Source organism: Paenibacillus sp. Paensp111, from assembly GCF_059492195.1.
The window spans coordinates 595,101-615,826 of sequence record NZ_CP168527.1 but is presented as its reverse complement, the minus strand read 5'-3'; the positions used below and the strand labels follow the sequence as shown (position 1 = coordinate 615,826).

Sequence of the window (20,726 nt, the reverse complement as noted above, 5' to 3'; positions counted from 1 at the left end):
TGTGCATACTGTGTGCTTAGTGTGTATATCTTTATACACAGTATAATGTCCAGAATTAACCATGTCAATGAGCTTTTTGTAAAATTTCTACAAAAAAAAAGACTGGCGAATAAATTCGCCAGCTCAATTCCAGACACACTTCTTGTTTCCATATGATTCTACGGATAAGATTGTCCAGTCCGTTCTCTGAAACCGACCTTAGCCTTGCCTTTCCTTGATTTATCCGTATCGTATACTTGCTTCAAATTAAAGGAGTCAGTTAAGTCTAATATAAAAATACGCCTTCCTTTTGTATCAAACAATCTACTATAATAGGAATCCTATACAGTATATGTAAAATTCTATATTTAAAGAATTATATTTTGGAGGTTATTTTGTGAAAGTGCCGAAGAAACTTTTATTAATTACATCTATATTAGTTGTAACATTAACAGCTTGTTCAGAGGTTAAGACCCAAAACCAAACTGCAAGTACTCATTCAAATTCCACTGAAAGCCAATCAAGTTTAACTGAAACTAAGCAGATTCCGACAATAGCTTATGTATCTGTTTACAAGACAGGATCAAAAAAGCCTCAGCCTGAATTATTTTCGGTACAAAGGGATAAGAGTATTTTAAATCATGTGAATGACTGGAAGGACAATAGTATGGCTACTGCGCTCCCCTCAGCCGAAAAAATCGATCGTATCTATATTTTTCAGTATGATTATGAAATGAACGGTACCTCAACCTCAGAATACTATATGTACATTATTGATTCAGAGGGAAATGATTATATTAAGAAATTTAAGTATAGTGAGGCTTTCCAGAATACTACCGATAAAGAACGAATCTTAGACCAAATCGGTTCTGATAACTGGTTCAAAGTTTCTCCACGATCTAAACTGCTAGAACCTTGAACTAACAATTATTCATAAAAAGGGCACCTTTCATAGCTGCTCAAATTGCAGACAATCTCCCAGACACCTCAACTCAACCTTCTCCTTACTTATTCAACAAAAAAAAGTCTGTAGACCGCTCCGGTTGGAACTTTGTCTACAGACTGAGGCGGCGATCCCCTCGCCGGCTCTTATCGATCATCTTATTCAGTTAAAATCACTTGTCTATAACCCGAAAATCGTATCAATCATCGACTTGGTGTGTCCGCCTGGATACATAACATACAGCAGAACATATACGGCTACACCAGTAATTGCGGTGAAGAACCAGATCACGGCCGTAACCCGGCCCCATTTGCGGTGTTTGGCGAATCTCTCTTTGAAAGCAAGAACGATCGTCGTAATACCAAACACGGCGGCAACCGTGGCCAAAATAATGTGGAAGATCAAGAAGATCTGATAATAGATCGCCAGATCAGCCGGACCGCCCCAGTTCGTATTCCCGATTAATATCGTCCGGGACGCATAAATGATGAAGAAGATCAGAGCCGCTACAGCTCCGGCAAGCATCACCTTCTTATGCGCTTCTCTTCTTCCCTTAATAATGAGTCCCCAGCCAATGGCAACCAGAATCGCACTAATGACGATAAAGGAAGTACTGATTGTGGGAAACAGGGTATACACATCCATCTTAATTTCATCCTCCTGTTGCATTCTTTAACTCATTGCCATATACTTCATCATCCTTGTTCTCCTGCTTGTACCAATTTCTGAACACTACAGCAAGCATGGATGCAAAAATAATCTCCTGTATGAACTTCATTACAATTCCGCCCACCTGCTGGTCAACATGGGGATCCATATAGGCGAAATATCCCGGCCCGCCGAATGTCCGCAGAAGCATAGTCGTATCTCCCGACACACAATATCCCATTGCCTTGGCCCACACGGCCGGATCATTGTAAGTCGCATAGAGACTGGTTGACGAGAAGATAATCAGTCCGCATGCCGGGGTAAGCAGCACCATGTTAATGGCGATATAGGCCATCTTCTTCAGACCCTTGGTCTCCGAATATTCCGGAAGCGGGTTCACCAGCGTCCACCACATGAGGACTGCGGCAGCGAATAAGATCACGTAATACAGACGATGAATTCCAAAGTGAAGCATGACGTAATCATGGACGACCGGAAGATGATAGAACGAGAACAAGCCATTGAACAGCACGGCCGCTACGATGGGATGAGCCAGAAAGGACAGCCTCCGCAAGGGATTGTACTTCAGAATCCCTCTCCACGCCCAATCCGGGATTCCCAGCATCAGGAGAGGAGGCGCAACGAGATAGGTCAGTGCCATGCTGAGCATATGGAAGCTGAACATGATGTGGCCCATCAGACTGATGGGCCCTCCCTGGGCCAGATAGATCACGAGCATTCCGGTTATAAAAGCGATTTTCCTCCCGGCACTTACGGGGCGGCCGCTCTTAAACCGCTCACTTAGCGGGCCCATCAGCAGTAAATAGCCTGCAATAATCAGAAGATCAGCGGCCATGAACAACGGGCTCCATAAATCTCTAAAGCTGAAATATTCTAATCCCAGCATACCAAAACCTCCTTATCTGCTGGCACGGATTTACTGTCGATTGTGTGACAAATGTCTCACTGAACAAAAAAGAGGGGGCTGTCACCCAGCCTCCTCTCTATTTTACCACCAAACCCAGTATAAAGCTGTAATTACGGCTGTCCCGGCTACGAAGAATCCGAAGGCCATGAACAGGATCGGGATCATGTGTCCCTTGTCTTTGAGGTGCATCCAGTAACCTAACTGAACGAGCACCTGCAGGACGGCCATGACGACCAATAGAATGATCGTAAATGAGGCGTTGACTCCACCAGCAGCTACTGCCGCAAAGGCAATCAGGGTAAGCACGATGGAGAAGATAAAGGCAATTACGTGTTTCTGGGGACCTTCCGTACGGTGTCTATGTCTCACCGCACTGCCTTGATTTGTATTATGCTCTGACATGTCTTAACCCACCTTTCCAAGGAGGTATACGACGGTGAAGATGAATACCCAGACGACGTCGATAAAGTGCCAGTACATCGCGGATACATAAATTTTCGGTGCTGTAACTACGGTCAGGCCCTTCTTCGCCAGTTGGCCAATCAGCAGCGAGATCCATACAACCCCGAACAATACGTGCGCACCGTGGAAGCCGACCAGCGTATAGAACGCTGAACTGAACGCACTCGTCGTCATGCCGAATTTCTCGTGATTCACATATTCCGCGAACTCGTATATCTCAAGTCCCAAGAAGCCAAGTCCGAGAATAACCGTAACGATCAACCATAAGGATAACGATTTGCGATTTCCTTTATGCATAGCCTGGATGGCAAATACACTTGTCAAACTACTTACCAGGAGGATGAAGGTCGCCGCTGCAACTGTAGGCAGCTTGAACAGCTCATCCGCGCTTGGACCGTCAGCGATCTGCTCCCGCAGCGCCAGGAATGTGGCGAAGAGTGTTCCGAAGAGAACGGACTCACCGCCCAGGAACAACCAGAACGCAAGTACTTTATTGCGGCCTTCAAGTGTGGCCTTCTCCGGTTCATGGGGAAGAGCCGATGTCACCTGTTCAGCATGGGGTGCACTCATGCTTTGACCCCCTTCTCTGTAGTTTCCTCTGGATCAATATGCCAGCCATGATCATCATACAAGGAGCGAATCGCCATGCAGATGAAGGTAACTAACAGACCAAGGCCAACTACTACATATTGATGATACATAAATCCAAGTCCGGCAACGAAGATACCGACTGACATGACAAATGGAAGAATGGAAGCCGATGGCATATGGATCGGACCGACCGGTTCTGCCGGGGTCATCTCCGTATGTCCAGCCATCTTCTCTTTCCAGTAAGCATCAAGCCCACGCACAAGCGGAGTCTGCTTGAAGTTATATTCTGGAGGAGGGGATGGAATGGACCATTCCAGTGTACGGCCATCTTCCCAAGGATCGTTAGGAGCATCCGCAGGTCTTCTTGTAGTCACTACTACGTTAAGCAGGAATACGAGAACGCCAACACCCATCATCAGGGCGCCCACTGTACTTACCAGGTTCAAAGTATCGAAGCCTTGACCAGGCAAATAAGTAAAGATACGACGCTGCATCCCCATCAGGCCCAGGAAATGTTGTACGAAGAAGGTCAGATGGAAGCCGATAATGAAGAACCAGAAGCCGATTTTGCCAAGCTTCTCATCGAGTACACGACCGAACATCTTAGGCCACCAATAGTGAAGGCCGGAGAACAATCCGAGAACCAGACCACCAACGATAACATAGTGGAAGTGTGCCACTACGAAATACGTATCATGGAACTGGTAATCCGCAGGTGCGGATGCAAGCATAACCCCGGTAACCCCACCCATAACGAACGTAGGAATGAAGCCAGATGCGTACAGGTTAGCTGCCGTGAAGCGGATCTGCCCTCCCCACAGGGTGAAGAGCCAGTTGAAGATCTTGATTCCCGTAGGAACCGCAATCAGCATAGTAGAAATTGAGAACAGCGCATTCGCTACCGGACCCATTCCCGTCGTGAACATATGGTGAGCCCATACCATGAAGCCCAGGAAGGCAATCAGGATGGTTGCGAACACCATCGAGCTGTAACCGAACAGCCGCTTACGGGCAAAGGTTGGAATAACATCGGAGATGACGCCAAAGGCCGGCAAAATGAGTATGTAAACCTCAGGGTGTCCGAAGATCCAGAATATATGCTGCCAGAGAACCGGGTTACCGCCATTGCTGACTTCGAAGAAGTTAGCGCCAAGAATCCGGTCAAAGCTTAGCAGGACAAGGCCTACGGTAATGGCAGGGAAAGCGAATAGAATAATGGCTGAAGTAATAAATGCAGTCCATGTGAACATTGGCATCCGCATGAACGTCATTCCCGGCGCACGCATCGTAATAACGGTAGCCAGGAAGTTGATGCCCCCGATCAGGGTTCCAAGACCCGCGATCTGAAGACCTACGGTGTAGAAGTCTACCCCGTGTGTGCCACTGTATGCAACCGTGGACAGCGGCGTGTAAGCCGTCCATCCGGCATCCGGTGCTCCGCCCATCATCCAGCTGATGTTCAGCAGAATTCCACCGAACAGGAATGTCCAGAAGCCGAGTGAGTTCAGAAAAGGAAACGCGACGTCGCGCGCGCCGATCTGAAGCGGAACAACCGCATTCATCAAGGCGAAGATAAGTGGCATTACGCCAAGGAAGATCATTGTGGTACCATGCATGGTTATAAGTTCATTAAAAGTCTGGGCCGAAACAAAGTCGTTCATGGGTTTAATAAGCTGCCAGCGGATCATCAAGGCTTCGATTCCGCCGATTCCGAAGAATAAAGCCCCGGCAATTAAGTACAGGATGCCGATTTTCTTGTGGTCAACGGTAGTTAACCAGTCCATCAGCCCCGTATGGCGCTTGACACTGTGAGCGTGAGCCAAGGTTTGTACCCCCTTTAAAAATTCCTATCCAAGTTGCGCCGTGCGGTGAATCATTGGGTCTTTAATTTTGAATTTGCCAGGTAATCGGCAATTGCGTCAATTTGTTCATCCGTCAGCTTCAGATCCTTCTTCGGATTCGGCATTTTGTTGCCCGGTTTCACCGCTTGAGGATCTTCAAGCCAAGTCTTGATATTTTCTTTCGTTGTACCGTCCTTGCCGTTAATAAGAATGCTGGCTACTGACTCACGTCCACCGATTCCTGTCAGGTTCGGCGCGGACGGACCGCCCTCGCTGCCGATCGCATGGCAGGTCAGACACTGATTCTTGAAGACTTCTGCGGTTGCCTTGTCTTCAGGCATGGCCACAGGTGCTTTGATATCCTTCACCCAGCTGTCGAACGAAGCCTGACTAACCGCCTTGACCTTGAATTCCATAAGAGCATGGGATTGACCGCATAGCTCAGCACATTTACCCAAGTAAACGCCTTCTTTATCTGCAGTGAACCAGGCGTTATTGATCGCGCCTTCAGGGTTGGTATCCGTCTTCCCTGCAAGTGAAGGAACCCAGAACGAGTGAAGCACATCTGCTGTCTTCAATTGGAATGCAATTTTCTTGCCTGTCGGAATAACCAGCTCTTGAGCTGTAGTCACCCCATAATCAGGGTAGTTGAATTCCCACCAGAACTGGTGCGAAGTAACTTTCACCTTCACCGCGTCCTTGTCATTCCAGTAATTCTCACCATAAGAAAATACCTTTTGAACCGTTGCAACCCCCAGAATAAGTACCAATACCAGAGGAATTACCGTCCAGAGCACTTCAAGCTTGAAGTTACCTTCCACTTGTTCAGGAATGTCTGTCTGTTCCGGTCTACGGCGAAAACGCAACCAAACATAGGCCGCAATACCGAACACAATGAGCAGAACGACAATCATAATTGCAATGGAAAGCTTCATTAAATCAAATTGTCCTTGCGCTACAGGTCCCTGAGGTCTTAATGCAGACAAATCCTCGCGACCGCAAGCGGACAATAACAGCACCAGCCCCGCAAATAAAGGAAGGAGCCGTTTCACAGCCTGCCACCGTTTCATCATTGATCTACCCCACTTTTAACGTTTGTCTTCCGCTCGTAGTGACAAGTAACCTTCCCCATAATCAGGAAACAATCGACTTGCTCTATCACGGAAACTGCTATCCTGTCAATTCGAACAATCACTAATTAAATATATGATTAGTACACAATTTTGTCAATGATTCAAGGGTAGTTCACAAATTGTTCAAAATTCCGAAAAGTCGCGTCAATACTGGGTTTGCAAGCGATTTCAGCCATTTACTTTTCGCCTTGCCTCACTCCGCAGGTACTCTTGACAAGCTATTTCCGAGCTCTAAATGCTAGCTTCAAAATATGACATTTTTCTTAACTTTCCTCCCATTTTCACGAAAATGAAAGACAAAAAAAGAGAGTCTCCTCTCTTTTCTCAGTCGGTCAATATATACGGGCCCTCTTCCGTGATCGCCACCGTATGCTCAAATTGCGCACCCAGGGAGCCGTCCGCTGTCCTTATGGTCCAGCCATCCTCTTCCCAGAATACCGCCCCGGTCTCGCCGATCGTGACTACCGGCTCAATCGTTATCACCATTCCGGGCCGCAGCAGAGTGCCCGTGCGGGGATTGCCCGTATTCGGTACATCCGGCGGCTCGTGAAGCTTCCTTCCGATGCCGTGGCCGACCAGCGGAGTGACTATGCCGAGACCGGCATTCTGCACCGCTAGCTGCACCGCATGACCGATATCTCCCGTTCTGCGGCCTTGAACAGCCTCCTTAATCCCGGCATAAAGCGCCGCATGGGCCTGATCAAGCAAATACCTGCCGGCAGGACCGGCTTCTCCAACTGCATAGGACCAGCCTGAGTCCGCCAGCCAGCCATCCTTGTTCACTACGATATCTATGGTTACCAGATCACCCGCCTGCAGCGGCCGGGAATCCGGGAACCCATGGCATACCACATCGTTAACGGAAGCGCACGTGGCATACGGGAAGCCCCGATAACCCTTCTGCTCGGGCGTAGCCTTGTGCTTGATTAGGAAGCTCTCCACAAAAGCATCAATTTCAAGCGTAGAGATTCCCGGGGCAAGCAGCTTTCCGATCTCCCGGTGACATGCGGCAAGAATACGTCCCGCTTCGCGCATCCGCTTGATTTCTTCCTTTGACTTTATACTTGGTTTCAAAGCGCGTCCCCGCCTCCTGCTCGTTAAGTCCACTCCGTACAGAGTGATTTAATATATGTATGCAGGATAAGAAAAAAAACCGCCTGTTCGTAGGCGGTTTGGTGTAAGTCTATATGGTAGTGTTGCGTTATTACTTCGTTGTTCTAGACGATCAGGATACAGAGGAGTCCAATTTGCCCATTTCGTGCTCAACCAGATGTGTAAGTTCTTCTTCATAGCCACCCATGATGCGGTATTTACGGACATACTCCTTGACAAATTTCTTGGGGTCCTTTGGCCTGAAAATCCGTGTCATCTCCCGCAGACTTTCTTTGACTTCATTATGACCTTTCGTTGCCATAGTAATTCCCTCCCAGAACGCGTGTAGTTAATGCTCCGATTTTGAGAATGCCGAAAAGATCTGCAAGTACTATCATATGGTGGTTGTATACCGCTATGGAGTTTGAGTGGGACCAACATGTCCTCACAGCCACCCGGCAAGCTTTCGCGAAAAAAAATAACCAAGCTTAGCAGCGGTCCAGGAACATTACTCTGCCTTCCGGCAGGCATCTGACATTTTAAATACCCTTCTTGAGTCTTACTGAAACAAGCCTGATAAGTCTCTTGTCGCACAGACCGGTCTCTCTAGTCTGAATCCGGTTTATGGAACGACCTCCTATCCTTTTCCATTGTATCATATTCACCAAAGGGTTTCAGCTTTCTTCATTTCGCACATTTTTTGCCCGGCAATAAGGTAAATAATTTGCATATAGTTTATTTATCGGGCAAGCTAGTGGTTAAAATAAGAGTAGCGTCCAAAAATTCAGCAGGAGGACACGGATCACTATGAACCCGCTCACACCTATTCTTGTCTCATCCGCTGTCTCAATTCCATCCTTCCCGTCTGCAATGCCAGGCGATCTGGATACGGATCCCGCATTACTGGATGCGGCGGATCAAGCCATTCTGCGCAAATATCCGCGGATGCACAGCTTCCTCGTCGTCAGGCACGGCAAGCTGATTTATGAGAAATATTATAATGGCTATCATATGGCTTCACTTCACGATCTTAGATCTGCAACCAAAAGCTTTATGTCTGTACTTATCGGGATTGCCATGGAGCGGGGCGAGATGCTGGGGCTCGATAGTTCGGTATGGGAGCAAGTCAGTAAATATGCCCCTCACCGGCCTGACCCGCTATGGAGTACAATAACGCTGAGACATCTCTTGACCATGACTTCGGGACTCTACTGGGAGACCGGTTCCAAGCTTGGGGAGAGGTTCATACACCGGTTCCACAAAAGCCGAAGCTTAGCGAAATTCATCCTGCGGCTTCCCGTCCAGGAGGAGAAGCAGGGTCTGTTTCAATACAGAAGCACCGATTCCCATTTGCTCTCGGTTCTATTGACAGAGATGACGGGAACCAGTGCTTTCGGCTATGCGCAGACCCACTTATTCGGGCCCCTCGGCATTCATCACGCCGGATGGTCAGCAAGCGCGGAAGGACATACTATGGGCCATATAGGACTTTCGCTTACCTCTAGAGACATGGCCAAATTCGGTCAGATGTGCCTAAGTGGCGGCCTTTGGGAAGGAGAGCGGATCGTATCCGAAGCATGGTTGAAACAGTCGTTCGCCCCGCAGTCCGAGCCTTATTTCGGATATGGGCGCTATGGATGCCAGTGGTGGAATGGAACTGAAGACGGAACTGATTTTACATATGCCCATGGTCATGGAGGCCAGCAGATCATCCTGATTCCCTCCCTGGATGCCGCCGTGGTATTTACGGCCGACAGCACGGTGAGCCGCTGGAGAAACCCCCGGCAGCTGCTGAGGAACTATATCATTCCCGCATTACGAACCTAAGAATCGTACATTCAAGCCCTAGATGTCAGGAGGAGGAATTGAACTTTATGAATTCTAAATCACCGAAAATTATGGTGCTCTACGCAAGCTACGGGGACGGTCATTATCAGGCCTCCAAGGCAATTGAAGCTTCTTTTCATCAAAAGGGTATTCATAATGTGATGCTTCTCGATCTTATGGCCATGGCACATCCTGTCATTAACGGGCTTACCAAATTCGTATATATGCAAAGCTTCAGGACCCTTCCCGCCGTCTATGGCTGGGTATACAACATCACCAAGGATATGCAGCCGGATACGCCCTTCTCCAATATTCTGCACTCATTCGGGATGCGCAAGCTTGAGCAGATGATCAACGATCATGAACCGGATCTTATTATTCATACCTTTCCCCAGATGGTGATGCCCAAGCTGATGAAGAAGACGGGTCTTTCTCTTCCGCTTGTTAATATCGTGACTGACTTCGACCTCCATGGGCGCTGGATTCACCCGGAGGTAGACCGCTACTATGTGGCAACGGAAGATTTAAGGGATGAGGCCGTCAGCCGCGGGATCCCGGAGCATCGTGTTCTGGCCTCCGGTATCCCCATCAAGCCGGATTTTGAGCGGACCCATGAACCTGATCCCCAATTTACCAGCAAGCTGGATTCCCGGAAGAAGACCATTCTGCTTATGGCCGGTGCATATGGTGTCATGCAGGGGATTCGGGATATGATTCAGCCCCTTGTTGACAGTGAGGAGTTCCAGATTATTGCCGCCTGCGGCAAAAATACAGAGCTGCAGCGCATCCTCCAGGAACAGTACGGGGATAGACCGAACTTTCAGGTGTTTGGCTTCGTGAATGAGGTTGCAAGGCTCATGCAGACCTGTGACTGCATCATTACCAAACCGGGAGGTATTACCCTATCCGAATCGCTGGCGAGCCGCCTGCCGATGTTCCTGTACCGGCCGGTGCCTGGGCAGGAGCTTAATAACGCGCTCTATCTGGAGAGTAAGGGTATCGCTTCCGTTGCTTACACGCCTTCCGAACTGGTTCACCAGGTGAAGGAGCTGTTCGCAGCTGAAGATATTCTCACAGATAGGCAGGAGCGGATCGATCTGCTGCGGAGGCCCAACTCCGCTGAGGTCATTGTAAATGATATTCTGGAGCAGTGGTTCTCTGCGGAAGAGAGTCCTGCAGCAGCTGGTGCAGAGCTCACTCCGGTTGGAGCCGTCTAAGCCTAGATGAAGGAAACGGTTCTGCGATGGCAGACCAGGCATAGAATGTAGAGAGAAGGACAAGTGGCCGAAGGGCCGTCCTTCATCCTGCATGTGTAGAAGGTGATCCCGTGTCGCCCTTTAGATCATCCACAGGTCTGCCCGAGAATCTGGCGGGCTTTCTCTGTTATCTCGTCCCTTTTGCCGGGGGTGCGGTTATGCTTGCCCTGGAGAAGCGCAGCCAATATGTAATGTTCCACGCACTACAATCTATAATTCTATTCGGCCTATTGATCGCAGGTCACATGGTGGCTGGCTTTATCCCGCTGATCGGGATGCTATTCGCTATGCTGCTCCATCTGACCGGCCTGGTCTTCTGGCTCCTGCTCATGCTGGCGGCCCTGCAGGGGAAATTCTATAAAGTACCTTACATCGGCGATATTGCGGAGCATCAGATGCGGCGTCTATAGTTGGAGCCGTAGTATCCCATCCGGGATACTGCGGCTCTTTATTAATTATTTTCCCGAACCTCTGTCCTAACGACACCCACATCAGAGGCATTAATGGCAATCGGATTGCCCCCTTGTCCTGTTCTGGCGGATGAGGACTGGCGGACATTTACGGATATCTTCTTGTTCTTGAAGCGGCTTCTTTTCACTCTGGACAACATCATCACCTCCCTTTAGCCCCAGCGGCCACATTATCTTCGTCCTGGTCTCTCAAATATCTTCACATTTACTGCATTACTCGCGAGCACATTACCGCTTAGAGCTTTGGCATGGGTGGATTGATATATCTTAATTACAATAAAGTTGTTCTTGCCTATGCGGTATTTGTATGTCTTCACCCTGGACTGAACCATCTCTATTCACCTCAATTCAGTAATAATTCATAAGTATGTCAGAATAGGACTTGTAGTCTTGGCGAATAAACGGGTCTCCAGGAAAAGGGCCACGCCCTCCCTCATGTCACACAGCTAAAAAAGCCGCAAGATCCCAGACCAGGATCTTGCGGCTTATAATGTGAATATTAAATTTAGGCAACAGAGGATTCTTCATTGGCAGCGTCTGATGCTGCGCCTGAGGAACTTGCGGACGATGCTTCGGCAGCCCCCCGAAGCCCGTTAAATAACAGATTCATCACAATGGCGGTCACACTGCCCGCTACGATGCCGTTATCTACAAGAATACGCAGCCAGCTTGGAAGCTGATCGAACAGGGTTGGCACCGTAGTTACTCCAAGACCCATTCCAACCGAGCAGGCAATAATCAACAGATTCTCATACCGGTTCAGGTTCACCTGGTCTCCGAGCATCCGAATGCCTGAGGAGAGAACCAGGCCGAACAGGGATACCATCGCTCCGCCAAGTACGGACGTTGGAATGATCTGAGTCAGTGCCGCGATCTTCGGTACGAAGCCAATCAGAACAAGCAGACTGCCAGCTACAACAATGACATCGCGGGTCTTCACGCGGCTCATTTGGACAAGTCCGACGTTTTGCGAATAGGTGGTGTAAGGGAAGGAATTGAAGAGCCCTCCCAGCATAATAGCGAGTCCCTCGGCCCGGTAGCCCTTGGCCAGGTCTTTCGAGGTTACTTCTTTGCCGACGATCTTGCCAAGTGCCAGGAACACCCCTGTGGATTCGGCCACGCTGACAATCGCAACCAGAATCATCGTCAGAATTGCAGATACGTGAAAGGTCGGTACACCGAAATAAAGTGGCTGAACCGCGTGGAACCAGCTTGCTTTAAGCACAGGAGTGAAATCCACCTTACCGACAAGGGCCGCGGCCACGGTTCCAAAGATGAGGCCTAACAGGACGGAGATCGAACGCACAAATCCTTTTGCAAAACGATTCAGCAGAATCACCAGCAGGAGGACACCAAAGCCCAGCGCCAAATTCAGCGGACTGCCGAATTCGGGATTCTTGCCGGGATTCCCGCCACCAAGATCACCGAGTGCCGTAGGTATCAGGGTCACACCAATAATGGTAACGACCGAACCCGTAACTACCGGCGGGAAGAAGCGAATCAGCTTGCTGAATACTCCTGCGAACAGGAACACGAACAACCCGGAGGCGAGAATTGCGCCATATATGGCGGATACGCCCATTCCCTTCTCGGTTCCAATGGCGATCATCGGCGAGATCGACTGAAAGGCACATCCAAGCATAACCGGGAGTCCAATCCCGAAATATTTGTTCCCCCATACCTGGAGCAGGGATGCCACTCCGCAAGCCAGCAGATCGATAGCGATTAGGTAGGTCAACTGCTCTTGAGACAAGCCCAGAGCACCGCCCACAATCAGGGGTACGATGACCGCACCGGCGTACATAGCCAGTACATGTTGAATCCCGAGTGAGAAGGTCTGCAGGGGATGTCTGTTGTTCTGAAAAATTCGTTCTCTTGCCATGATGAATGGGCCTCCTAATTATGAAATAACTTCTTCTGCAAAAGTGACTGTTCCGTTCTCCAGTGAGGCCACGCGTACCAAGGATTCCACCTGGTAACCGGCCTCCTGCAGCAGTCTGCCTCCCGGCTGGAACGCCTTCTCGATCACAATACCGATACCCGCTACCTTCGCGCCGATCTGCTCCACAATACGGGCCAGTCCGAAGGCAGCCTCCCCGTTAGCCAGGAAATCGTCAATAATCAACACCCGGTCCTCGGGACACAGGAACTTCTTCGATACCGTGATCTCATTCGTCTCCTTCTTCGTGAAGGAGTAGACCTTCTCGACCAGGATGTTATCCCGGAGGGTTAACGACTTATGCTTACGCGCAAAAATCATCGGCACATTCAGTTCGAGTGCAGTCATAATGGCCGGAGCGATGCCCGAAGACTCAATCGTCAGCACTTTGGTAATCTGCTCACTGGCGAAGCGCCGGGTGAATTCCCGCCCCACTTCCTTCATGAGTACCGGATCCATCTGATGATTCAGAAAGGAATCCACCTTCAGCACCTGATCGCTCAGCACGATCCCTTCTTCCATAACCTTATCTCTTAGCAGCTTCACTTCTTCTTCCCCCTCAAATTTCTGAACAGCAGACCGCCTTGTTCCTGAACAATGAATAAGCCCACCCTCCGGTAACGGAGAATGGGCTAAGAATCGGCGAACGTTATTCACTCATGCACAGAATGAATTACGATCCGCCTGTACTCGTAGTCCGATCATTTCCGGTGATCTGGTAGAAACGTGCAGGCCCATTCCTGCACATATACGAGAAGATATGAATCATTTCCCAATGAAAAAGAAATGAAAATATAAAAAATAGGTTTCATTCAATGTTAGAAGTATAACTTAAAGAAAGCCCAGAAATAAAGAGGAATTTCGTGGAGTTTTTGATTTTTTTGCAAATTACGACAACTTTCTCATCATGTGCATCCTAAAATTTTACTGTTAAAGACACTATTGCCCAATACGAGCATTCATGTACAATTAACAGCATGGACTTTAACTTAGGGAAGAGAGAGGTATGAGAATGGGTTTTATAAAAGAATTCAAGGAATTCGCGGTAAAAGGAAATGTGATTGATCTGGCAGTCGGGGTGATTGTGGGGGCGGCTTTCGGGAAGATCGTCACTTCACTGGTCAATGATATCATCATGCCTCCGATCGGCAAGATTCTGGGCAATGTGAATTTTAAGGATCTTTATTTTCCGCTGGACGATGTAGGATCCCCTTGGCCTCCACTTGCGCAGGTTACAGAACATAGCAAATCCGTTATCGCCTACGGCCAGTTCATCAATACGCTGATTGATTTCATTATTGTATCTTTATGTATCTTCATGTTAATTAAAGGCATTAACTTCGTTCGCCGTGCGGAAGAGAAGAAGCCGGAGCCCGAGAAGACTACCAAGGAATGCCCATACTGCATGTCCGATATTCCCGCCAAAGCGACGCGGTGCGCTCACTGCACCTCGGTGCTGGAGGCTGAGGGAGCGGGGCAGGCGTAACAAAAGGCCAACCTATTTCGGTTGGCCTTCTTTTATCAGAGCAGTCCTATTCTAATTGCTACCTAAAGCGGCTTGGACTGTGGAGGAAGCAGATTGGAGATCACCGACTTCAAGTTGCGGTCCTCCACATACGAGTCTTGCCCCGTATCCAGATTGCGAATACGAATCTCCTTATAGTCTGCGTTCGCATTCAGCGGAGTAAATACCAGCTTCTCCTTGTCCGACAGTCTCAGTTCATATCCCATATCCTTGAACATGCTGAGAAAATCAGCCTCCGTGGGGGCTTTGCCCGCATCCAGCATAATCAATCCCCGCAGCTCCTTGACTTGATCCGGATGAACCACATCAAAATGCACGATACACTCCATCTTCAACACTCCTTGGTCGTTTCTAGAAGTCTACCCTAATACAGATTAAATTAATGCGATGTGCGTTATTTCACTGCCAAACTACCAAAATGCCAAGAGCTTAAATCTGTTCCGATCCGCAGCTTGGGCACCACTTGCTCCCCTTGGCAATCGGGGCTGCGCAGATCTGGCAGTTCGTCGTCTCAAGCGGAGCATCCGCGTACTCTTTGTCTTCCGCGGGATAATCCGAATGTGCCGGCTTCTCCTGTTCCCGCTCTTGGTCAGGGCTCAGCACGTTCTCTTTCCATGTGCGGATACGACGGTCGAGTTCGAGCTGCCGCTCCCGTTCCCGCTCCAGCTCACGCAGGCGGCGTTCTTCCTCTTCCGGGCTCAGCCGTTCACGCTGCGATACATATTCTGGTTCCAGAATAATCGGATCCAAATCAATGGATTTCTTCTCCTGGTATGTAGGGGCTGCTTCTTCCCGGACTTCCGCCTCAGGCTCGTCTTCTGGAGCTTTCCTTACCGGCGCTGCTCCGTCATAACGCTCCAGCTTCCGTCCGCAATAAGGACAGAAGATCGCTTCTTCCGGAACGACCTTACCGCACGCACACAATCTTTCATTGCGCAAAGAAGCGATTTTCAATCTGACTTCATCCTTCTCTTCGTGCAGAAGATCACAGGTTTTGGCCAGATCCATCATTTCCTTCTCCGCCTTGGACATATCCGAATCGCGGTAGCCTTCATAGAAGACCTGCCCCATACGCTGGAAGTAAATCCCCATCTCACGTTCAATATTTGAAATTTGGTTATTTAGCTTGCTGATTTCAACCGCATTTTGCGCACGCTCAGTCGCCTTGCCTGCACCTTTTTTGATTCGCTGCAAGAAATCCATAAACGTTCTCCTCCCATTTCCCCTAAAACCTTCCCTGAATTGAAAGGCGGCACTCTGGCTTCTTAATTGTCTTATACACTTCACTATGAATTGAAACCGATATCCATGTCAAATTCCTAATATTTCATCCTATGAATAATTGACCTGAGCAAACCAGGCTTGTTCATGCCGTATATCATTCATCCCATATATCATACCAGATTTCAACCTTTCTGGGAAAATGCTCTGATTCATCCGGCGTAACCCCGTGTATTAAAGTATAAAAAAACCGGGAGTGAACTCATGATGAATAATGCGAAAACGCGTTATTACGTTTCGGTCACACATCATCTCATTCAAGATGTACAGAATGAATCGACAGAATATGAAGTCTACCTGGACGATGAAGAGCTCGGGCTGCTCCGGGATAAGCTGGACGATCTCTCCAAAGAGGATGAATACACCCTGAAGCGGGCACCTGTACCGTATAAATCGGCTGACAAGGACGAGGCTACCGATCATTACAATGACAAACTTATGGAAGTCTATGCGTACCTGCATCAGATCGGCGATGAGAAGACAAGGCTGGCTATTGAAAGCCTGGGGGTACTCGGCAAGCTCGAGAATTCGGATTATGATCACAAGGGTTATGGCGAGGGTTCACCGACTAATAAATAAAAACTGGATACTCAAAAAACAAGGGCTGGCCTTGCGAGAATTCTCGCAAAGCCAGCCCTATTGTTATTCAAGCGAACAAGCCGTCCGTCTCTAAGATGAAGGGGACTGCCGCATGGCGGCCAGTCTTCTCCCCTGTTCCCGGGTCCGCTCCATCAGCCGGGCCTCGATTCGTCTTACCCCGGCTGCTGCACCGGGAATCCCGGGCAGCAGCTCGGCCCAGGCCTGCATATCTGCAGCTGGCCCCGGCTGCTCTTCCCCGGACGTCAAGTCTATCTTGACGTCATGGAACTGCGGACCGGGCACATGCAGCCGGTCCTGTTCCGCCGCCTCTGCCAGCCATTCGGCCAGGGCCGGGCCTTGGCGCTCCGCGCGGCTGCCCGCTTCGCCCCGGCGGTCAGCCGCGGCCGGCAGCTCGGATGCGCCCGCAGGGGCATCCGCGGCCCAGGCCGCGAAGACGGCGCCCTGCAGGCGCTGCGGCGTAAGGCCCAGCGCCGCCCAGCGCAGCGGCGGCGATGCTGCCCACTGCGCCGCGGCCAGCTCTGCGGCCGCGGCGGCATGCGCGCAGCCGGCTGTGCCGCAGCTGCTGCAGGCGCCCTGAGCGCCGGGCGCCTGCGCCCATGGCGGCTCCGCCGGCAGCAGCGCCGCTGCGCCAGCGGGCTGCCCGCCCTGGAGCAGCTCGGCGAGCTCCAGGGGGTGCGAGCCGAGATGGTTCACAAGCCGGGCCAGCAGCCCGGCGTCTGGCGAAGCAAGAGGGAACGTTACGGTGCAGACGGAGCTCACGCTTTTCCCATCCGCTGCATCCGCTTCAGGGCGAACCTCGTTCACATTCAGCTCCACCTGAAGCTCGCCTTCGGCAGCCGTCACCCGGCCCTGCGGCTGAGTCGTCTTCTTCACCTTAACCCCTCCTTCTGGATTGCAATTCGATCACAATTCCGAACTAATATATCCCGATCAGCTAAGCTCTAACGAACTTGCACTCTCACACGTTCACCTGTCATCTTCGTCATAGGACTCCACACTGTATTCGAACCCACAACCGTACAGAAGAACATATCCACATCCCGCTTCCTGACAAAGCTTGCATGCAGCGCGGGCTGTCTAACTCATAACCTAGCTCCAATCGCCCGCTTGCAGGGTAATCAGGCTTTGCAGCTCTTCGCTTGACATCTCGGTCAGCCACTGCTCGCCGGAGCCTACCACCTGCTCGGACAGGGACTTCTTCCGTTCGATCAGTTCATCTATCCGCTCTTCCAGTGTACCTTGGCAGATCAATTTGTGAACCTCCACATTCTTCTCCTGGCCAATCCGGAATACTCGGTCGGTGGCCTGATTCTCCACCGCCGGGTTCCACCAGCGGTCGAAATGAATAACGTGGTTGGCGCGGGTCAGATTAAGCCCCACACCCCCTGCCTTAAGAGACAGGATGAAGATGGAGGGGCCTTTGCCCTCCTGGAAGAGATTCACCATCCGGTCACGGTCATTCTTCGCTATGCCGCCGTGAAGGAAGAAAGGCGCGGTGTCATAATGGTCAGCCAGCTGCTTCACAAGCAGCTCACCCATCTGTACATATTGGGTGAAGATCAGGGCGGCCTCGCCGTTCTCCCGAATCATATCAAGCAGCTCCAAGAGGCGTTCCGTCTTGCCTGACCGTCCGTTCGCCCCTTCCCGCCTGGACGGATCGAACAGCGATGGATGATCGCAGATCTGCTTGAGCCGGGTTAGGGAGGAGAGCACGAGTCCCTTGCGTGCAATACCGGTGCTCTCCTCAATCCGGGACATCAGATCATCGGTGACCACCCGGTACAGCCTAGCCTGCTCTACCGTCAGGGAGCAGTAGGATTTAATCTCGATTTTCTCCGGCAGGTCCTTGCGGATATCCGGATCACTTTTCAAGCGGCGCAGCAGAAATGGAGCTACAAGCTTGCGCAGACGAAGCAGCTCTACCGCCTGCTCTTCACCGCCTCCCGTATACTGCTTGCGAAAGGAAGCATACGTGCCAAGATACCCGGGATTCAAGAATTGGAAGATCGACCACAGCTCACTAAGCCGGTTCTCTACCGGTGTGCCCGTCATGGCAATACGATGCGGGGCACTCAGCTTCATGACACTTTGAGCCTGCTTGGTGCTGTAGTTCTTGATATATTGAGCCTCATCCAGAATAATGGACTCCCACTGGGCTTCTTTCAGCTCTTTGGCATCCCGCCCAGCCAGATGATAGGTCGTAAGAACAATATCATGCTCCCGGCAGGCCTTCATGAAAGGCTCTCCATGCAGCCGGTTCGTTCCATGATGGATATACAGCCGGAGCTCCGGAGCGAAGCGGCTTAGCTCCTTCTGCCAGTTCCCGAGAAGCGAAGTCGGGCAGACAATCAGTCTGGTTCCTTCTGCAGAATCGCTTAGGAGCGTGGTTATCACCTGAACGGTCTTGCCAAGACCCATATCATCGGCCAGAAGCGCCCCGAATCCCAGCGACTTCATCGTAGAGAGCCACTGATATCCCCGCTCCTGATACGGCCGGAGGGTCCCCTGTAGAGATACCGGAACCGGAAGAGGTCTGAGGCTTTGAAGGATTCCCCCCTCCATGAGCGCGGCGATCAGGCCGGTGGTCTCCACTCCCTCGACATAAAGGCCCTCATAGCGCCCCTCGTCCAGAGTGTCATTCGTCAGGTGCATGAGCTCCTTAAAGGTCATACTGCCCTGTTCGTGCTTCTTCATATAGCGAAGGACCTGCCGGATCTCCTTCACATCAATCTCAATCCATTCGCCGCGGAAAAGCACCAGCGGTGCCCGGGCCGAAGCAAGCTCTGCAAGCTCCGCCTGGGTAAGCTTCTGGCCGCTGAGCACAGCCTCCATCTCGAAATGAACGACCTGTTCCACCCCAAGCTTAGGCTTCTCGCCTTTGCCTGCTTGGGCCGGGTCCCAGCTTGAAGTCTTGATGCGAACGCCTGCCCGCCGCTTGCCCTCTTTGGTCCAGCGCACCGGCATCTGCACGGTGACTCCATGCCTGCGCAGAACGGGTACCGATTTGCTGAGGAACGAATAGACTTCCTCAGGACTCAGCTTGGCGAATTCCGGCCGGGGTGCCTGCATGGCAGCCGCCACTTCCGGTGATACCTCCGCCGCCTTGGCCAGGCGCAGCAGCAGGTTCTCCTGGACACCGCTGTACTTCCGTCCGCGGATGAGCATTTCCTGGTTCGGCTGGTTCCAGATCAAGGCAGCCGGAAGCAGGAGCGAAGCATCCTCGGGCACCTCCGCCCAGATCGACAGCCCCCACGTGCGGGCTGAAGGCTCAGCGGTCCCTGCTTCATCCGGCGGCTCCAGCCTTAAGCAGAGACGGAATCCGGCACCAGTAGCCGGTTCATCCTCTGAGGATGCACTCGGCAGCTCTCCGCCAAGCACGGAGATCTCCTCCGTCAGCTCCTCTATTTCTGCCGCCGTGCCTTGGATATCAAGGGGTCTGTCTCCACTGAGGAGTCCTTCCCACCATAATTCCATGAGCGGCGACACGCCTCTGCGGTATCTGCCTTTTACAGAGTTAAGCTCCTTACCAAGCTCCTTGGTGGTCTTGCGCACTTCATGATCAATGAATGCCGTTAGAAAAGAATGCAGCACACCAAGCTGACGAGCTTCTACGGAGGGCTCATCATCTACGGCTGTAAGCTGAACAGGCGCAAGACCGATAGGCGGCATGCTGCTGGCAAGCTGGCGGAATCTTGCCTCGTCGTTGACATCATCCAGACGAGGTCCCCATACCGCCCTGAGCGCCAGCTGGCCGCTCCGTCTGCGGGCGCCCGGCACTGCAGCCGGACGGGCGGAAGGTGCAATTGCGCCGCGGAGCATGAGCTCCAGCGCGAATTTGGCCGCGCCGCTCCAATAGTTCATCTCCGCCCCAGGCATAATTCCTTTTGCCGTCAGCTCGGACTCCTCATAATTGAGCAGCATGGCCCAGGCTTCCTCCGTGGCAAGAGCCAGCCCTTCAAGGGTTCTGCCCAGCAGTCCCTTCCGTTCAGCGCGGCGGGGCACTCCGCGAAGAGCCGGAGCCGTCCAGCGCAGCTCAGCCAGCCGCAGTGCCGCCTGCTGAAAGGGACGGGCCCCGTAAGCAAGTTCAAGCCTTCTCAGTGAGGCGGTCCAGGCATCGACCTTCGATTCTGATGCTTCTCCCGAGAAGCAGAAGAATACGTCTCCGAGCCAAATTCCATACAGATGTTGATTCATTGCTTTCTCCTGTCTAT

Annotated in this window: 22 protein-coding genes and 1 riboswitch; of the genes, 6 read left to right on the top strand and 16 right to left on the bottom strand. The window is 51.1% G+C overall.

The genetic code is table 11. The features are described 5' to 3' along the window. Positions 1 to 376 precede the first annotated feature (376 nt). Positions 377 to 898: a hypothetical protein gene (locus tag ACEN86_RS02935; protein WP_495632878.1), complete on the top strand. Its 522-nt coding sequence runs from the start codon at positions 377 to 379 to the stop codon at positions 896 to 898. A gap of 204 nt (positions 899 to 1,102) precedes the next feature. Here the strand turns inward: ACEN86_RS02935 and ACEN86_RS02930 are convergent, their stop codons facing one another. From ACEN86_RS02930 to ACEN86_RS02895, 8 genes are all read right to left on the bottom strand, one after another. Then, positions 1,103 to 1,567 carry a DUF420 domain-containing protein gene (locus tag ACEN86_RS02930; protein WP_495632877.1) on the bottom strand — a complete coding sequence of 155 codons (465 nt, stop codon included), beginning with the start codon at positions 1,565 to 1,567 and terminating at the stop codon, positions 1,103 to 1,105. Between the two features lie 7 nt (positions 1,568 to 1,574). After that, positions 1,575 to 2,477 carry a cytochrome c oxidase assembly factor CtaG gene (gene ctaG / locus ACEN86_RS02925; RefSeq protein ID WP_495632876.1) on the bottom strand — a complete coding sequence of 301 codons (903 nt, stop codon included), beginning with the start codon at positions 2,475 to 2,477 and terminating at the stop codon, positions 1,575 to 1,577. A gap of 102 nt (positions 2,478 to 2,579) precedes the next feature. Next, on the bottom strand, positions 2,580 to 2,900 hold the full coding sequence (locus ACEN86_RS02920) for a cytochrome C oxidase subunit IV family protein (protein ID WP_127198998.1): 321 nt from the start codon (positions 2,898 to 2,900) through the stop codon (positions 2,580 to 2,582). A 3-nt stretch (positions 2,901 to 2,903) separates the two neighbouring features. After that, positions 2,904 to 3,530, bottom strand: coding sequence for a cytochrome (ubi)quinol oxidase subunit III (locus tag ACEN86_RS02915; protein WP_127198999.1), 627 nt, complete (start codon positions 3,528 to 3,530; stop codon positions 2,904 to 2,906). Beyond that, positions 3,527 to 5,335: a cytochrome c oxidase subunit I gene (gene ctaD / locus ACEN86_RS02910; RefSeq protein WP_495634201.1), complete on the bottom strand. Its 1,809-nt coding sequence runs from the start codon at positions 5,333 to 5,335 to the stop codon at positions 3,527 to 3,529. Before ctaD ends, ACEN86_RS02915 begins: the two co-directional genes overlap by 4 nt. Before the next feature lie 89 nt (positions 5,336 to 5,424). Further along, the gene (gene coxB, locus ACEN86_RS02905; protein WP_495632875.1) at positions 5,425 to 6,465 is read right to left on the bottom strand and encodes a cytochrome c oxidase subunit II; all 1,041 of its coding nucleotides are present in this window, start codon (positions 6,463 to 6,465) and stop codon (positions 5,425 to 5,427) included. Between the two features lie 384 nt (positions 6,466 to 6,849). Then, positions 6,850 to 7,599, bottom strand: a complete 750-nt coding sequence (gene map, locus ACEN86_RS02900; protein ID WP_495632874.1) for a type I methionyl aminopeptidase — start codon at positions 7,597 to 7,599, stop codon at positions 6,850 to 6,852. A gap of 151 nt (positions 7,600 to 7,750) precedes the next feature. Then, positions 7,751 to 7,939, bottom strand: a complete 189-nt coding sequence (locus ACEN86_RS02895) for a hypothetical protein (protein ID WP_127199002.1) — start codon at positions 7,937 to 7,939, stop codon at positions 7,751 to 7,753. A 485-nt stretch (positions 7,940 to 8,424) separates the two neighbouring features. Here ACEN86_RS02895 and ACEN86_RS02890 point away from each other — a divergent pair, with 485 nt between their 5' ends. The 3 genes from ACEN86_RS02890 (at position 8,425) to ACEN86_RS02880 (ending at position 11,110) form a co-directional block, all read left to right on the top strand. Next, positions 8,425 to 9,444 (top strand): serine hydrolase domain-containing protein, encoded by a 1,020-nt coding sequence (locus tag ACEN86_RS02890; protein ID WP_495632873.1) that lies wholly within the window; start codon positions 8,425 to 8,427, stop codon positions 9,442 to 9,444. 47 nt (positions 9,445 to 9,491) lie between these two features. Then, entirely contained in the window at positions 9,492 to 10,661 is a 1,170-nt protein-coding gene (locus ACEN86_RS02885; protein WP_495632872.1) for an MGDG synthase family glycosyltransferase, read from the top strand. 110 nt (positions 10,662 to 10,771) lie between these two features. Continuing rightward, positions 10,772 to 11,110 carry a DUF4870 domain-containing protein gene (locus tag ACEN86_RS02880; RefSeq protein WP_495632871.1) on the top strand — a complete coding sequence of 113 codons (339 nt, stop codon included), beginning with the start codon at positions 10,772 to 10,774 and terminating at the stop codon, positions 11,108 to 11,110. 41 nt (positions 11,111 to 11,151) lie between these two features. Here ACEN86_RS02880 and ACEN86_RS02875 read toward each other — a convergent pair whose 3' ends face one another. The 4 genes from ACEN86_RS02875 to ACEN86_RS02860 all read right to left on the bottom strand — a co-directional run bounded on the left by ACEN86_RS02875 (position 11,152) and on the right by ACEN86_RS02860 (position 13,655). Then, the gene (locus ACEN86_RS02875; protein ID WP_495634368.1) at positions 11,152 to 11,313 is read right to left on the bottom strand and encodes a hypothetical protein; all 162 of its coding nucleotides are present in this window, start codon (positions 11,311 to 11,313) and stop codon (positions 11,152 to 11,154) included. A gap of 27 nt (positions 11,314 to 11,340) precedes the next feature. Further along, on the bottom strand, positions 11,341 to 11,502 hold the full coding sequence (locus tag ACEN86_RS02870) for a hypothetical protein (RefSeq protein WP_495632870.1): 162 nt from the start codon (positions 11,500 to 11,502) through the stop codon (positions 11,341 to 11,343). Positions 11,503 to 11,675: 173 nt separating this feature from the next. Beyond that, positions 11,676 to 13,052 carry a nucleobase:cation symporter-2 family protein gene (locus tag ACEN86_RS02865; RefSeq protein WP_495632869.1) on the bottom strand — a complete coding sequence of 459 codons (1,377 nt, stop codon included), beginning with the start codon at positions 13,050 to 13,052 and terminating at the stop codon, positions 11,676 to 11,678. A gap of 18 nt (positions 13,053 to 13,070) precedes the next feature. Next, positions 13,071 to 13,655, bottom strand: a complete 585-nt coding sequence (locus ACEN86_RS02860; protein WP_495632868.1) for a xanthine phosphoribosyltransferase — start codon at positions 13,653 to 13,655, stop codon at positions 13,071 to 13,073. Between the two features lie 127 nt (positions 13,656 to 13,782). Then, a riboswitch (purine riboswitch) is annotated at positions 13,783 to 13,883 on the bottom strand. 238 nt (positions 13,884 to 14,121) lie between these two features. On the opposite strand from ACEN86_RS02860, the gene mscL reads away from it, so the two are divergent. Continuing rightward, entirely contained in the window at positions 14,122 to 14,595 is a 474-nt protein-coding gene (gene mscL, locus ACEN86_RS02855) for a large-conductance mechanosensitive channel protein MscL (RefSeq protein WP_495632867.1), read from the top strand. Between the two features lie 62 nt (positions 14,596 to 14,657). Here mscL and ACEN86_RS02850 read toward each other — a convergent pair whose 3' ends face one another. Beyond that, positions 14,658 to 14,963, bottom strand: a complete 306-nt coding sequence (locus ACEN86_RS02850; RefSeq protein WP_495632866.1) for a hypothetical protein — start codon at positions 14,961 to 14,963, stop codon at positions 14,658 to 14,660. Positions 14,964 to 15,063: 100 nt separating this feature from the next. Beyond that, positions 15,064 to 15,837 (bottom strand): zinc-ribbon domain-containing protein, encoded by a 774-nt coding sequence (locus ACEN86_RS02845; protein WP_495632865.1) that lies wholly within the window; start codon positions 15,835 to 15,837, stop codon positions 15,064 to 15,066. A 282-nt stretch (positions 15,838 to 16,119) separates the two neighbouring features. Between ACEN86_RS02845 and ACEN86_RS02840 the strand changes: the two genes are divergently transcribed. Next, positions 16,120 to 16,494: a hypothetical protein gene (locus ACEN86_RS02840; protein WP_495632864.1), complete on the top strand. Its 375-nt coding sequence runs from the start codon at positions 16,120 to 16,122 to the stop codon at positions 16,492 to 16,494. Between the two features lie 90 nt (positions 16,495 to 16,584). Here ACEN86_RS02840 and ACEN86_RS02835 read toward each other — a convergent pair whose 3' ends face one another. Both ACEN86_RS02835 and ACEN86_RS02830 read right to left on the bottom strand, forming a co-directional pair. After that, a complete protein-coding gene (locus ACEN86_RS02835; protein ID WP_495632863.1) occupies positions 16,585 to 17,388 on the bottom strand; it encodes a hypothetical protein in 804 nt (267 codons plus the stop codon). Positions 17,389 to 17,604: 216 nt separating this feature from the next. Then, positions 17,605 to 20,709 carry a DEAD/DEAH box helicase gene (locus ACEN86_RS02830; RefSeq protein ID WP_495632862.1) on the bottom strand — a complete coding sequence of 1,035 codons (3,105 nt, stop codon included), beginning with the start codon at positions 20,707 to 20,709 and terminating at the stop codon, positions 17,605 to 17,607. Positions 20,710 to 20,726 lie beyond the last annotated feature (17 nt).

Bases quoted from the DNA above. Each gene is read 5' to 3' on its own strand.
- ACEN86_RS02890 (WP_495632873.1), top strand. From the start codon at position 8,425: ATGAACCCGCTCACACCTATTCTTGTCTCATCCGCTGTCTCAATTCCA.
- ctaD (WP_495634201.1), bottom strand. From the start codon at position 5,335: ATGGACTGGTTAACTACCGTTGACCACAAGAAAATCGGCATCCTGTAC.
- ACEN86_RS02870 (WP_495632870.1), bottom strand. From the start codon at position 11,502: ATGGTTCAGTCCAGGGTGAAGACATACAAATACCGCATAGGCAAGAAC.
- ACEN86_RS02845 (WP_495632865.1), bottom strand. From the start codon at position 15,837: ATGGATTTCTTGCAGCGAATCAAAAAAGGTGCAGGCAAGGCGACTGAG.
- ACEN86_RS02920 (WP_127198998.1), bottom strand. From the start codon at position 2,900: ATGTCAGAGCATAATACAAATCAAGGCAGTGCGGTGAGACATAGACAC.
- ACEN86_RS02850 (WP_495632866.1), bottom strand. From the start codon at position 14,963: ATGGAGTGTATCGTGCATTTTGATGTGGTTCATCCGGATCAAGTCAAG.
- ctaG (WP_495632876.1), bottom strand. From the start codon at position 2,477: ATGCTGGGATTAGAATATTTCAGCTTTAGAGATTTATGGAGCCCGTTG.
- ACEN86_RS02875 (WP_495634368.1), bottom strand. From the start codon at position 11,313: ATGATGTTGTCCAGAGTGAAAAGAAGCCGCTTCAAGAACAAGAAGATA.
- ACEN86_RS02830 (WP_495632862.1), bottom strand. From the start codon at position 20,709: ATGAATCAACATCTGTATGGAATTTGGCTCGGAGACGTATTCTTCTGC.
- mscL (WP_495632867.1), top strand. From the start codon at position 14,122: ATGGGTTTTATAAAAGAATTCAAGGAATTCGCGGTAAAAGGAAATGTG.
- ACEN86_RS02840 (WP_495632864.1), top strand. From the start codon at position 16,120: ATGATGAATAATGCGAAAACGCGTTATTACGTTTCGGTCACACATCAT.
- ACEN86_RS02865 (WP_495632869.1), bottom strand. From the start codon at position 13,052: ATGGCAAGAGAACGAATTTTTCAGAACAACAGACATCCCCTGCAGACC.
- ACEN86_RS02930 (WP_495632877.1), bottom strand. From the start codon at position 1,567: ATGGATGTGTATACCCTGTTTCCCACAATCAGTACTTCCTTTATCGTC.
- ACEN86_RS02885 (WP_495632872.1), top strand. From the start codon at position 9,492: ATGAATTCTAAATCACCGAAAATTATGGTGCTCTACGCAAGCTACGGG.
- ACEN86_RS02915 (WP_127198999.1), bottom strand. From the start codon at position 3,530: ATGAGTGCACCCCATGCTGAACAGGTGACATCGGCTCTTCCCCATGAA.
- coxB (WP_495632875.1), bottom strand. From the start codon at position 6,465: ATGATGAAACGGTGGCAGGCTGTGAAACGGCTCCTTCCTTTATTTGCG.
- ACEN86_RS02895 (WP_127199002.1), bottom strand. From the start codon at position 7,939: ATGGCAACGAAAGGTCATAATGAAGTCAAAGAAAGTCTGCGGGAGATG.